Below are 12,577 nucleotides of genomic sequence, written 5' to 3' on the forward strand. Positions count from 1 at the left end.
CCGGGTGGGATTAAACGGGCGAATACCGGCAGTCGGCGGGCCCGAGAAAGGGTATTTGTTCGTCGAGTCCGTACGGTAACTGCCGACGTACGTCGGCATCACATGCCACGCTGTGACCACTGCGGGTCGCACGTCTCGGACCGCTTCGCGCGCGTCTTCGCGGACGAGCGCGGCGACCTGAACGCGTGCCCGAAGTGCTCCGCGAACGCGGGCATCGCCGAGGTGTCTCGCGAGCGGACGCGAACCGGGGACTGACCGGCGAAACGCCGATCGGAGACCGAGCGCACGGAGAGCGGCGGCTCCGTCTCGTCCTCGGTTCGGGCACCCCCCGATCCGACCCGGTCACTCCCTCAATCCGACTCGGGCATATCCGCACCCATTTTGCGCTCGCGCCCGGACGACCGGCCGTGGCCGACCACCACGTGTACGTGATCGAGTGCGCCGACGGTACCCTCTACACCGGGTACACGACGGACGTCGAGCGCCGCGTCGCCGAACACGACGCCGGGGAGGGCGCCAAGTACACGCGCGGGCGGACCCCAGTCACCCTGCGCCACGTCGAGTCGTTCGACTCGAAGTCGGCGGCGATGTCGCGAGAGCACGCGATCAAGTCGCTGTCGCGCGCCGAGAAGGTGCGGCTGATCGGCGAGCCCGGCGAGGAGAGCGCTAACGGGGCCTGAGCCCCGTTCTCACTCCACCAGCCGCTCGATCTCGGTGACGAGGATGCCCGTCGCGCCGACGGAGCGCAGCTCCGAGATGGTCTCGAACACGTCGCGCTCGTCGACGACGGCGTGGACCGCCACCATCCCGTTCCCGTTCTCGTCGGCCTCGACGTCCATCACGGTCGGGCCGCCGAGCCCGGGGATCACCTCTTTCACCTCGTCGAGTCGCGCCTTCGGAGCGTTCATCATCAGGTAGCGGCGGCCGTCCGCCGCGAGGACGGACTCGAAGGCGGTCACCACCTGCTCGACCTTCGGGTCGTCGACCACGTCCGGGCGGGCGAACAGCCGCACCGAGGAGTCGAGCACGTCGTCGATCACCGCCAGCCGATTCACCTTCAGCGTCGTCCCCGTCGAGGTGATGTCGACGATGGCGTCGGCCATGTCGACGTGCGGGGTCAGTTCCGTCGCGCCCGTCACGGTGACCACGTCGGCGTCGACGGCCACGCGGTCGAGGTAGTCGCGGGTGACGTTCGGGAACTCGGTGGCGACGGTCTTGCCGGCCAGATCCTCGACGGCCGCCACGTCGCCGTCCTCCGGTGCCGCGAGGACGAGCTTACAGGAGCCGTAGCCTAAATCGAGCAGGTCGACGAGGTCGTCGTCGCCCGCCTCGTCTGCGGACTCTGCGACGCCGCCCGACTCGGCCGCTTGGTCGAGGCCGGTGACGCCGAGATCCGCGGCGCCGTCGCGGACGTACTCGGGGATGTCGGCCGCCCGCGCGAAAAGCACCGTCACGTCCTCGTCGACGGTGTCGGCGTACAGCTGGCGGTCGGCGGTCTCCTCGACGTGGAGCCCCGCGCGCTCCAACAGCGAGAGCGTCGGCTCGTGCAGGCGACCCTTGTTGGGGACGGCGATGCGCATACGGAACGCGTCGCGGGGACAGGGGGAAACGTTTTCGTCCGATTGCGCGGCCTCTTCGGCAAAACAGCTATGTCTATACGTGCGTAAAGCAAGCATATATGTCAAACGCCGATACGGGGTCCGACGACGGCGGCCCGGAGACGGTGCAGATCAACCTCCGTCTCGGGAAGCCGTTCCTCGACGACATCGACGCGACGTGGAAGGAGCAGGGGTTCAACTCCCGGAGCGAGTTCCTCCGGTACGCCGTCCGAGACGCCGTCAAACACCCCGACTTCTCGCGGGAGGGATGGCGACAGATCGCGACGAGCGAGCACGAGCTCCGGACCGAGAGTTCCGAGCTCGTCTCGCGGGAGGAGGTTACGGAGATGATCGACCGAGACGAGGACAGTGAGTGAGGATTGGACATGGGTGTTCGCGTCGCGTGCGGCCGACAATTGAGACGTGTAGGACGGAGAAATCGATTGCGGTGGCGCGCGCCTCCGAGCGACCACAGGGCGCGAGGAGCGCGTGCGAGGGAGTCGCTGGCGGCTGACGCCGTCAGCGACGAGGCTGGGGAGGCGTGAGGTGCGGTTGCGGTGCGGGGCGGGACTCAAAGGGGCAGCCGCGAGGACGAAGCACGGCGCAGTAAGCACCGCAGCGAAGGAGCGCAAGCGACTGAGCGAGGAGCACAGCAAGCCGCGCGAGTCCTCGCGGCTGGGGCTTTGCCGGTGTTCGTCGCCGATCTATTCTCAACTATTTATAAGCGAGCCGCCGGTCGTGTCGAATCTCCTTCTGACCAGCCAGTACGCGACTGGGAGACAGCCGGCGAACGCGATCGGCCACGTGGTCAACTGCGAGGTCGGATCGGGCGGCGACACGAGACTCCCGACGATCAATCCACCGAGACCGGCGATAACAACGGTGGCGGTGGCTCGCTCCAGTTGGGACGGCGACCACTCCCGAGACCGACTGCGACGCCACCACAGCAGGTAGTAGAACAACACGACGCCCGAAAGCGGTGCGAGAACCCCCCAAACGGCCGGATAGTCGCTCCCGCGAGCGTGGGCGTCAAAGTTGACCCAGACGCCGGACGCGAGCCAGACGAACAGGACGAGAGCCGCGCCGAACGCGGCGGCCGGTGTGAGGAGGGACACGGATGTGCGTTCAGCCCGATCGGTAATCGGTCTTCCCCCACGCGGAAACGTCCGCGCGAGACCGGTTTCGTCGCAGTCACCGACGTAGCCGCGCCGCTCAAGTGTCTCGCCGCCCAACGACGCGTATCGTGAGCGACGCCGACTCCCCCCTCTCCGAGGACCGCCCGACCGTCGACCGCCCCCTCCGCGTCGACGCCCCGTTCGAGCCCGCGGGCGACCAGCCGGAGGCGATCGAAGGGTTGGTCGAGGGGTTCGAGTCGGGCGCCGACAAGCAGACCCTCCTCGGCGTGACCGGGTCCGGGAAGACGAACACCGTCTCGTGGGTCGCCGAGGAACTCGATCAACCCACCCTCGTGTTAGCACACAACAAGACGCTGGCGGCCCAGCTGTACGAGGAGTTCCGCGAGCTGTTCCCGGACAACGCGGTCGAGTACTTCGTCTCGTACTACGACTACTACCAGCCGGAGGCGTACGTCGAGCAGACGGACACGTTCATCGACAAGGAGATGTCGATAAACGAGGAGATCGACCGCCTGCGCCACTCGGCGACGCGCTCCCTCCTCACCAGAGACGACGTGATCGTCGTCGCCTCGGTCTCTGCCATCTACGGCCTCGGCGACCCGCAGAACTACCGGGACATGGCGCTGCGCCTCGAAGTCGGCGAGCAGATCGGCCGCGAGGAGCTGCTCGCCGACCTCGTCGACCTGAACTACGAGCGCAACGACGTGGACTTCACGCAGGGCACCTTCCGCGTCCGGGGCGACACCGTCGAGATCTACCCGATGTACGGCCGGTACGCGGTTCGCGTCGAGCTGTGGGGCGACGAGATCGACCGCATGATCAAGGTCGATCCGATGCACGGTGAGGTCGTGAGCGAGGAGCCCGCCGTCATGCTCCACCCGGCGGAGCACTACTCGATCCCCGACGACAAGCTCGAACAGGCGATCGCGGAGATCGAGGATCTGATGGAGAAACGCGTCAGCTACTTCGAGCGGCAGGGGGACCTCGTGGCGGCCCAGCGCATCGAGGAACGCACCACCTTCGACCTGGAGATGCTCCGCGAGGCGGGCTACTGCTCCGGAATCGAGAACTACTCCGTCCACATGGACGACCGCGAGTCGGGCGACGCCCCCTACACCCTGCTGGACTACTTCCCCGACGACTTCCTCACCGTCGTCGACGAGTCCCACCAGACGATCCCCCAGATCAAAGGCCAGTACGAGGGCGATAAATCCCGCAAAGACTCGCTCGTCGAGAACGGGTTCCGGCTCCCGACCGCCTACGACAACCGACCCCTCACCTTCGAGGAGTTCGAGGAGAAGACGGACCGCACGCTCTACGTGTCGGCGACGCCCGGCGACTACGAGCGCGAGACCTCCGACCGGATCGTCGAGCAGATCGTCCGCCCGACCCACCTCGTCGACCCGAAGGTGGAGGTGACGGAGGCGACGGGGCAGGTCGACGACCTCCTCGAACGCGTCGACGAGCGGATCGAGCGCGACGAGCGCGTGCTCGTCACCACGCTCACCAAGCGGATGGCGGAGGACCTCACGGAGTACCTGGAAGAGGCCGGCGTCGACGTGGCGTACATGCACGACGAGACGGACACCCTCGAACGCCACGAGATCATCCGCGACCTCCGCCTCGGAAACATCGACGTGCTCGTCGGCATCAACCTGCTCCGCGAGGGGCTCGACATCCCGGAGGTGAGCCTCGTCGCCATCCTCGACGCCGACCAGGAGGGATTCTTACGCTCCACCACCACCCTCGTCCAGACGATGGGGCGGGCCGCCCGCAACGTCAACGGCGAGGTCGTCCTCTACGCCGACGAGGTGACCGACTCGATGGAGGAAGCCATCGAGGAGACCCAGCGCCGCCGCGAGATCCAGCTGGAGTACAACGCCGAACACGGCTACGAGGCGACCACCATCGACAAGCCGGTGAGCGAGACGAACCTCCCCGGCTCGAAGACGGACACCTCGTCGGTCAGCGTCGGCGACGTGGAGAGCGAAGACGAGGCGAAAGCGCAGATCGAGGCGCTCGAAGACCGGATGGACGAGGCCGCGAGCAACCTGGAGTTCGAGCTGGCGGCCGACATCCGCGACCGGATCGCGGAGCTGCGGCGCGCCTTCGAGCTCGACGCGGGCGACGAGGGCGTCCCCGCGCCGGCCATGGACGAGTAACGGTCGCCGTCGGCGCGCGTTGCCTCCCGGCGCCGTCGTCCCCGCCGCGACCGTCGACGGCGCCCGCGCCGCCCCCGCCGCTCCGATTCTCAGTCCGCGTCACCGTGACGACGGGGTTTTTACCTCGCTGCGTCGCAGTCGGGCACGTGTACCGTCGCGCGGTCGTCGCCGGCGCGCTCGCCGTCGCCACCGGCGGGTGCGTCGATCGCCTCCACGACGTCGCCGCCTCGACGCCCGGCGACCTCGGCGTGCGGAGCCGCTACGTCGACGGCAACCCGATGGTCGACGAACGCAGCGTCCTCGCCCGGCCCGAGGAGCTGGTGACGCACGCGGCCTCCTTCCGCTCCGCCGACGCGGCCCGGGGCGCGCTCAAGCCCGACGCGACCGAGTCCCGCGAGTTCGTCGAGCGCACCGACTTCGTCGACGACGGCGGCGACGCGGTCCTCGTGATCGCTCAGCGGCTCACGGCGCCGGAGGTCAAACTCCGACTCGGCGGGATCAGCCGCACGGGCGACCGCTCGCTCCGGATCGCCGTCGACCGGAGCGGCGTCCGCGGCGAGATCGAGACCGACGAGCCGGTCGTGAAGACGCTCCTGTTGCGGCTCACCGACGAGCGCGGGCCGCCGGAGCGCGTGATCGTTGCCATCGGTGACGGGCGCGCCGGAATCACGGTGTGAGTGCGCTCGGCCCGAGGCGCCCCTTCCTCGACTCGGTCCCGCGATCGTTTTGTGATCGGAACGCGTCCGACCCTCCATGTCACTCCGCAGTCGGCTCCTCGGATCGGCCCTCCTCGTCGCCGCCGCCGCCGCGCTCGGGCTGGCCGGAACGGTCGCGCCCGGCTTCGTCCCCTCGCCGTCGTCGGCAGAGGGAATCGCCTTCGTCACCCCTTCGCCCGTCTCGTTCCTCGCCGCCCCCGCACTCCTCGCGGCCGGGTCGGTCCTGCTCGTCGGCGGCGCGGCCGCCGCGGGCGGCACCGAGCGCTCCGCGCGCGCCGCGCTGGTCGCGCCCGCGCTCGGCGCCGCCGCCGCGTTCGCGTTCGGCGTCGGTCTCGTACTCGCCCCCGCGTCGGTCCCCGAGACGGCGACAAATCCGGCGGCGCACGCGGCCCTCATCGGGCGGGGCAGCGGGATCGCCGCCGGCGCCGTCGTCGGTGCGGCCCTAGCGCCGGTGGTTCAGGCGACGATCACGGAGGACACCGGCGCGCTCCTCGCCGGCGCGGTCCTGTTACTGGTGGCGATCGCGGCGGGCGCGTCCGACCCCCTCTCGCTGGTCGCCGGCGGCGTCGGCGGCGCCGTCGCCGTCGCCCTCCTCTGGGCGGTCGACCCCGAGCGCTGGCGGCCCTGAGCGCCGGCGGCCCTGATTGCCGGCCCCGCTCGCTCGCCGCCGATCAGCTTCCCGGCCGCTCGCTCGCGGCTGGCTCTGAGTTCGCGCTTCTCGCCGAACCGCTCGTCGGAGCCCTCGCAATCGGACCAGCGCGGGGGTTCGACGCCGCCAGTTGGGTGCTGTCGCGATCGCCCGTCTCCGGAGATCACCGCGCAGTCCCCGTCTCGGCACCGCCCGTTCGCGGATCGGGGGACCGACCTCGATCTCCCGTTATGAAAGTTAGATTGTTATATTACAACTCTGTTGGTAATACTTATCCCAGTGGAGTCTGTGTGGTCCGATACGGTTCACACGGCTACACACACGGTACGCTGTGAGACCGTCTCCCGAGCGACACGACTGCGGTCGGACCCACCGGACTGACGACAGACAGTGGCAGCGGCAATTCAACGCGATCGGTCACGTTCGAGACGGCCAAATGAGTGAAAGCGAAAACGCGAACACCAACGCGAACACCGACGCGAGTACAGACACAGAGAGAGAGACGGACATCTTCTCGGAGCGAACACAGCTGAAGCCCTACGAGTACGGCGAGTTCCTCGACTACGTCGAGGCGATCCGGAACAGCTACTGGGTGCACACGGAGTTCAACTTCGACGGGGACGTCCAGGATTTCAAGGTCAACACGACGCCCGCCGAGCAGACGGTTATCAAGCGGACGATGTTGGCTATCGCGCAGATCGAGGTGCAGGTGAAGACGTTCTGGTCGGACATCTACGAGGAGATGCCCAAAGCCGAGGTCGGGAACGTGGGCATGACCTTCGCGGAAAGCGAGGTGCGGCACATGGACGCGTACAGTCACCTACTGGACGTCTTAGGGATCACGGACGACTTCGAGCAGGTGACCGAGGAGCCGGCGATCAAAGAGCGGATCGAGTACCTCGACCAGTATCTGGAGAAGAGCGAGAGCGACGACGAGCGGGAGTACGTGATGAGCATCCTGCTGTTCAGCGCGTTCGTCGAGCACGTGTCGCTGTTCAGCCAGTTTCTCATCATGACGAGCTTCGACAAGCACGAAAAGAAGTTCACGGGGATAGCGAACGCCGTCGAAGCGACCAGCAAGGAGGAGCAGATTCACGGGCTGTTCGGGGTCGAGCTGGTGGAGACGATCAGAGCGGAGAACCCGGACCTCTTCGACGACGACTTCGAGGAGGACGTCCAGGAGGCCTGTCGGCAGGCCTACGAGGCGGAGACGGAGATTCTGGACTGGATATTCGCCGACGGCGAACTGGAGTTCCTCCCCCGGGCGCACGTCGACGTGTTCCTGCGAGACCGGTTCAATCAGAGCCTCGCAAACGTCGGCGTGGAACCGATATTCGAGACGGACGACGACCTGCTCGAGGAGACGCGCTGGTTCGACGAGGACATCATGATGACGAAGGATAACGACTTCTTCAGCAAGCGGTCGACCACGTACAACAAACACACGCAGAGCGTTACCGCGGAGGACATGTTCTAACGATGGCACAAACAGCACTCGACGGCGTTGCGGAACAGCATAATGAACCGTTTTACTGGCTGAACGAGGACAGCAGGGAGTTCCTCAGAGAGGGATACCTGATCGAGGGTGTCGAAGCGGAAGAGCGAGTCAGACAGATAGCGGAGCGCGCCGAAGAGATCCTCGGCGAGGAGGGCTTCGCGGACAGGTTCTACGAGTACATGAGCCGCGGCTTCTACAGCCTCGCCAGCCCGGTGTGGGCCAACTTCGGACTGGACAGAGGCCTCCCTATCAGCTGTTTCGGCAGCTACATGGAGGACAACATCGAGAGTATCCTCTACACCCAAGCCGAGGTGGGTGAGATGACCAAGCAGGGCGGCGGCACGAGCGGGTACTTCGGCGAGCTGCGGCCGCGGGGCAGTCAGATAACGAACAACGGCAAGAGCAACGGGAGTTACAGCTTCACGGAGCTGTTCGACACGATCATTAACGTCATCAGCCAGGGCGAAACCCGGCGCGGGCAGTTCGCCGGCTACATCGACGTCGAACACGACGACCTGGAGGAGTGGCTCAACATCAAAACCGAGGGGGACCCGGTACAGGACATCTACTACGGCGTCATCGTCGGCGACGACTGGTTTCGGGCGATGATCGACGGCGACGAGGAGAAGCGGGAGACCTGGGCGGACATCATCGAGACCCGGATCAACGTCGGCGTTCCGTACATCATCTTCCGGGGGAACATGAACGAGGGGAAGCCGCAGGTGTACAAGGACAAGGACTACCAGATAAACGCGTCCAACCTCTGTACCGAGATCGCGCTGCCGGCCACCGCCGACGAGAGCTTCGTCTGCTGTCTCTCGAGCATGAACGCGCTCCACTACGACGAGTGGAAGGACACCGACGCGGTGGAGACGCTGACCCGGTTCCTCGACGCGGTGATGGAGGAGTTCATCCAGCGCACGGAGGGAGTCCGGTTCATGGAGCGGGCCGTGCGGTTCGCGAAGCGACACAGGGCGATCGGGATCGGCGTCCTCGGGTGGCACAGCTACCTCCAGAGTAACATGATCCCCTTCGACAGCATGGAGGCGATGGAGAAGAACGAGGAGATATTCCGGACGATCAGAGAGCGGAGCTACGAGGCGAGCGAGGCGCTCGCCGACGAGTTCGGGGAGCCGGCGGTTCTCGAGGGGTACGGCAGGCGGAACACGACGACGATGAGCGTGGCGCCGACGAAATCGAGCAGCGTCATTCTGGGGCAGGTCAGTCCGAGCATCGAGCCGCTGAAGTCGAACTACTTCGTGCGCGACGGTGCGAAGCTGAAGTCGACGCAGAAGAACAGATTCCTACAGGCGCTGCTGGCGGAGCGGGGTAAAGACACCCGCGAGGTCTGGGACAGCATCGCGAATAAGGACGGGAGCGTCCAACACCTCGACTGTCTGACGGACAAAGAGAAGGAGGTGTTCAAGACGTTCGCCGAGATACCGCAGATGGCGATCATCAACCAGGCGGCACAGCGACAGAAACACATCGACCAGGCACAGAGCGTGAACGTCTCCATCGACCCGAGCGAAGTGAGCGTCAAGGAGATCAATCAGCTCTACATAGAAGCCTGGAAGAAAGGAGTCAAGAGCCTCTACTACCAGCACAGCGTGAACGCCGCACAGAAATTCAGTCGAGATATTCTCGAGTGTCGGGCCTGTGAGAGCTGACCGCTAACCCGTAGTCGGGCTCACGTCCCCGGCCGCTCGCTTTCGCTCTCTAGCTCGATGTCGCGGTCGGCCTCGCGGGTCGCCGCCTCCTGCTTGCCGAGGTCGACGTCGCGGGCCGTGTCCGCGTCCCGCGTCTCGTCGGTCCGGAGGTCGCTGTCGGCCACGGTGTCGAGCTGTTCGAGCGCGCTCTCGATGTCCTCCAAGCCGAGCAGCTTCTCCGTCTCCTCGTCGAACTCCTTGCTATCCAGTCCTTCCATCTGCTGGACGTCGGAGCCGGAGAGCGCCTTCCCGTAGCGGCCGATGAGGCTGGTGAGCTCCTGCGGGAGGACGAACGTCGTCGACTCGCCTTTGCCGATCTCTTCTAAGGTCTCCATGCCGCGCTCGATGATGGCGCGCTCGCCCATCGACTCGGCGGACCGTGCCCGCAGCACGGTCGAAATCGCGTCCCCCTGCGCTTCGAGGATCTGGCTCTGCTTTTCCCCCTGTGCGCGGATGATGTTGGACTGCTTGTCACCCTCGGCCTGCTCGACGGCGGAGCGGCGTTCCCCCTGCGCTTCGAGGATCATCGCGCGGCGGCGGCGCTCCGCGCCGGTCTGCTGCTCCATCGCGCGCTGGACCTCCTGTGAGGGGCTCACCTCGCGGACCTCGACGGCCTCGACGCGGATCCCCCACTCGTCGGTGGGCTCGTCGAGCTCCTCGTTGATCCGGTCGTTGATCAGCTCCCGCTGGGAGAGCGTGTCGTCGAGCTCCATGTCGCCGATGACGGCGCGGAGGGTCGTCTGCGCGAGGTTGGAGACGGCGTTCTTGTAGTCGTCGACCTCTAGGAACGCCTTCTTGGCGTCCATCACCTTGATGTAGACGACCGCGTCGGCCGTCACGGGAGAGTTGTCCCGCGTGATCGCCGACTGGCTCGGCACGTCGATCGTCTGCGTCCGCATGTCGAACGCGTACGTCCGCGAGACGAACGGCGGGATGACGTGGACGCCCGGTTCGAGCAGCTTCCGGTACTCCCCGAAGACGGTGAGCGCCTCCTTGTCGTAGGCGTCGACGATCTCCACGGCGCTGACGACCGTGACGGCCGCCAAAAGCACCGCGAGCGCCGCGACGCCGAAGACGAGGCTCTGTCCGAGGAGGGCGACGCCGACGAGGAGGGCGACGCCGAGCGCGAGGTACTGCCAGACCCCGTCCGGGATCTCTCCCAGCACCTCCTCCAGCTCGGCGGACTCGCCGCGCGGACCTTGTGTTCCCATAGGTGAAGTTACGGCCCGACGCTGTTAACGGTTGGCACGAGTTTACGGGTCGACCCGCGCCCCGCCGGCCGATTCGTCATCCGCAGCGCCGGTCTCCGAGATACCGGAAACGTCGGCACGGGCCGGCCGGATTTAACTACGCAGCTGCGGAACGAGGATCTATGCCATCCGACGAAGGAGACGACGCCCCGAAGTTCAGCACGCGAAGCGTTCACGCCGGGGAGGACCCGGACCCGACGACGGGCGCCCGCGCGACGCCAATCTACCAGACGACCGCCTACCAGTTCGACGACGCCGACCACGCCGCGGACCTCTTCGCCTTAGAGGAGGCCGGCAACGTCTACTCCCGGCTGATGAACCCGACCAACGCCGCCCTCGAAGAGCGGATCGCCTCGCTGGAGGGCGGCGTCGGCGCGGTCGCGACCGCCTCGGGCATGGCCGCGCTCGACGTGACGACGTTCCTGCTCGCGTCCGCGGGCGACAACATCGTCTCGTCGTCAGCGCTGTACGGCGGCACCTACACCTACCTCACCCACTCCGTGGAGCGCCGCGGCGTCTCGACGCGGTTCGTCGACCCGCTCGACTACGAGGGGTACGCCGAGGCCATCGACGAGGACACCGCCTACGTCCACCTCGAGACGATCGGCAACCCCGCCCTCGTCACGCCCGACATCCAGCGGATCGCCGACATCGCGCACGACCACGGCGTCCCGCTGTTCGTCGACAACACGTTCGCGACGCCGTACCTCTGTCGCCCGCTCGAACACGGCGCCGACCTCGTCTGGGAGTCGACGACGAAGTGGCTCACCGGCAACGGCACCACGGTCGGCGGCGTCGTCGTCGACGGCGGCTCGTTCCCGTGGGCCGACCACGCCGAGAAGTACCCGGAGATCGCGCAGGACAACCCCGCGTACCACGGGATCAACTTCGCCGAGCGGTTCGGCGACGCCGCCTTCACCTTCGCGGCGATCACCCGCGGGCTCCGCGACCTCGGTGACCAGCAGTCGCCGTTCGACGCGTGGAACACGCTCCAGCAGACGGAGTCGCTCCCGCTGCGGATGGACCGCCACTGCGAGAACGCGGGCGTCGTCGCCGAGTACCTCGAAGACCACGACGAGGTCGCGTGGGTGAACTACCCCGGCCTCGAGGACCACGAGACCCACGAGGAGGCGAGCGAGTACTTAGAAGGCGGCTACGGCGGCATGCTCACCTTCGGGCTGGAGGCCGGCTACGAGGCCGCGCGGGCGACCGTCGAGGAGGCGGACCTCGCCTCGCTGGTCGCGAACGTCGGCGACTCGAAGACGCTCGTCATCCACCCCGCGTCGACGACCCACCAGCAGCTGACGGACGAAGAGAAGGAGGCCGCGGGCGTCACCGACGACATGGTTCGCCTCTCGGTCGGCATCGAGGATCCCGCGGACATCGTCGCGGACCTGGAGGCCGCCATCGAGGCGGCGACCGCGTAACCGCGACCCGCTCGTTTCCGACGGTTTGGATATGCGATTCGAGCGACTGCGATATGTAGAAGTTGGTACTTAATCTCCATTCCGGCCAGCGACAACGTTAGGGTGGGTCGATAGTTCGACCTATTGGGGTTCGTTCCGATACTGTATTCTGTCATCCTGACTGTCTAACGACCGGTCGTCGACCTCAGGCGTCTAACTGGCCCGTGCATTCGTCACAAACGTACTGTAGTCGCCAGTCTTCTACGCTATCGACATCCAGCCCGATCTGCGTGTAGTGGAAGGGAGATTTGTGGGTCTCGTGGCCGCACAAGGGGTCTTCGGTCGCGTCTGGAATGTGTAATATGTCGTCCTCACCTCGGATCCAGTGTTCTTTGTCACCTGGTGGTGCTGGATGCATCTACATTACCTCCCTGGGACAATCGGGGTTGCCAC

Annotated in this window: 12 protein-coding genes; 9 read left to right on the plus strand and 3 right to left on the minus strand. The window is 66.4% G+C overall.

Annotated features, from left to right (window positions below; genetic code table 11):
• Positions 1-102: 102 nt before the first annotated feature.
• A complete protein-coding gene (locus tag CPZ01_RS15440; RefSeq protein ID WP_008440770.1) occupies positions 103-255 on the plus strand; it encodes a DUF7563 family protein in 153 nt (50 codons plus the stop codon).
• A 152-nt stretch (positions 256-407) separates the two neighbouring features.
• Complete coding sequence (locus tag CPZ01_RS08555) at positions 408-680, plus strand: GIY-YIG nuclease family protein (RefSeq protein ID WP_096394329.1); 273 nt, start codon at positions 408-410, stop codon at positions 678-680.
• A gap of 9 nt (positions 681-689) precedes the next feature.
• Here CPZ01_RS08555 and hisG read toward each other — a convergent pair whose 3' ends face one another.
• A complete protein-coding gene (gene hisG, locus CPZ01_RS08560) occupies positions 690-1,580 on the minus strand; it encodes an ATP phosphoribosyltransferase (protein WP_096394330.1) in 891 nt (296 codons plus the stop codon).
• Positions 1,581-1,678: 98 nt separating this feature from the next.
• Here hisG and CPZ01_RS08565 point away from each other — a divergent pair, with 98 nt between their 5' ends.
• Complete coding sequence (locus CPZ01_RS08565) at positions 1,679-1,975, plus strand: ribbon-helix-helix domain-containing protein (protein WP_096394331.1); 297 nt, start codon at positions 1,679-1,681, stop codon at positions 1,973-1,975.
• Between the two features lie 333 nt (positions 1,976-2,308).
• Here CPZ01_RS08565 and CPZ01_RS08570 read toward each other — a convergent pair whose 3' ends face one another.
• Positions 2,309-2,713, minus strand: a complete 405-nt coding sequence (locus CPZ01_RS08570; protein WP_096394332.1) for a hypothetical protein — start codon at positions 2,711-2,713, stop codon at positions 2,309-2,311.
• A 128-nt stretch (positions 2,714-2,841) separates the two neighbouring features.
• Between CPZ01_RS08570 and uvrB the strand changes: the two genes are divergently transcribed.
• The 5 genes from uvrB (at position 2,842) to CPZ01_RS08595 (ending at position 9,429) form a co-directional block, all read left to right on the plus strand.
• Positions 2,842-4,896 carry an excinuclease ABC subunit UvrB gene (uvrB, locus tag CPZ01_RS08575; RefSeq protein ID WP_096394333.1) on the plus strand — a complete coding sequence of 685 codons (2,055 nt, stop codon included), beginning with the start codon at positions 2,842-2,844 and terminating at the stop codon, positions 4,894-4,896.
• 146 nt (positions 4,897-5,042) lie between these two features.
• Positions 5,043-5,573, plus strand: a complete 531-nt coding sequence (locus tag CPZ01_RS08580; protein ID WP_096394334.1) for an SAM-dependent methyltransferase — start codon at positions 5,043-5,045, stop codon at positions 5,571-5,573.
• 76 nt (positions 5,574-5,649) lie between these two features.
• Entirely contained in the window at positions 5,650-6,240 is a 591-nt protein-coding gene (locus tag CPZ01_RS08585; RefSeq protein WP_096394335.1) for a hypothetical protein, read from the plus strand.
• A gap of 457 nt (positions 6,241-6,697) precedes the next feature.
• Positions 6,698-7,738 carry a ribonucleotide-diphosphate reductase subunit beta gene (locus CPZ01_RS08590; protein ID WP_096394336.1) on the plus strand — a complete coding sequence of 347 codons (1,041 nt, stop codon included), beginning with the start codon at positions 6,698-6,700 and terminating at the stop codon, positions 7,736-7,738.
• Positions 7,739-7,740: 2 nt separating this feature from the next.
• Positions 7,741-9,429 (plus strand): ribonucleoside-diphosphate reductase subunit alpha, encoded by a 1,689-nt coding sequence (locus tag CPZ01_RS08595; RefSeq protein WP_096394337.1) that lies wholly within the window; start codon positions 7,741-7,743, stop codon positions 9,427-9,429.
• Between the two features lie 20 nt (positions 9,430-9,449).
• On the opposite strand, the gene CPZ01_RS08600 is transcribed toward CPZ01_RS08595, so the two are convergent.
• The gene (locus tag CPZ01_RS08600; protein ID WP_096394338.1) at positions 9,450-10,679 is read right to left on the minus strand and encodes an SPFH domain-containing protein; all 1,230 of its coding nucleotides are present in this window, start codon (positions 10,677-10,679) and stop codon (positions 9,450-9,452) included.
• Positions 10,680-10,840: 161 nt separating this feature from the next.
• Between CPZ01_RS08600 and CPZ01_RS08605 the strand changes: the two genes are divergently transcribed.
• On the plus strand, positions 10,841-12,145 hold the full coding sequence (locus tag CPZ01_RS08605) for an O-acetylhomoserine aminocarboxypropyltransferase/cysteine synthase family protein (protein WP_096394339.1): 1,305 nt from the start codon (positions 10,841-10,843) through the stop codon (positions 12,143-12,145).
• Positions 12,146-12,577 lie beyond the last annotated feature (432 nt).

This window comes from Halorubrum trapanicum, from assembly GCF_002355655.1.
GTDB classification, from domain to species: domain Archaea; phylum Halobacteriota; class Halobacteria; order Halobacteriales; family Haloferacaceae; genus Halorubrum; species Halorubrum trapanicum_A.

What these genes read in the sequence shown, in the direction of transcription:
- CPZ01_RS15440 (WP_008440770.1), top strand. Translation starts at nt 103, where the DNA reads ATGCCACGCTGTGACCACTGCGGGTCGCACGTCTCGGACCGCTTCGCG.
- hisG (WP_096394330.1), bottom strand. Translation starts at nt 1,580, where the DNA reads ATGCGCATCGCCGTCCCCAACAAGGGTCGCCTGCACGAGCCGACGCTC.
- CPZ01_RS08565 (WP_096394331.1), top strand. Translation starts at nt 1,679, where the DNA reads ATGTCAAACGCCGATACGGGGTCCGACGACGGCGGCCCGGAGACGGTG.
- CPZ01_RS08585 (WP_096394335.1), top strand. Translation starts at nt 5,650, where the DNA reads ATGTCACTCCGCAGTCGGCTCCTCGGATCGGCCCTCCTCGTCGCCGCC.
- CPZ01_RS08590 (WP_096394336.1), top strand. Translation starts at nt 6,698, where the DNA reads ATGAGTGAAAGCGAAAACGCGAACACCAACGCGAACACCGACGCGAGT.
- CPZ01_RS08595 (WP_096394337.1), top strand. Translation starts at nt 7,741, where the DNA reads ATGGCACAAACAGCACTCGACGGCGTTGCGGAACAGCATAATGAACCG.
- CPZ01_RS08600 (WP_096394338.1), bottom strand. Translation starts at nt 10,679, where the DNA reads ATGGGAACACAAGGTCCGCGCGGCGAGTCCGCCGAGCTGGAGGAGGTG.
- CPZ01_RS08605 (WP_096394339.1), top strand. Translation starts at nt 10,841, where the DNA reads ATGCCATCCGACGAAGGAGACGACGCCCCGAAGTTCAGCACGCGAAGC.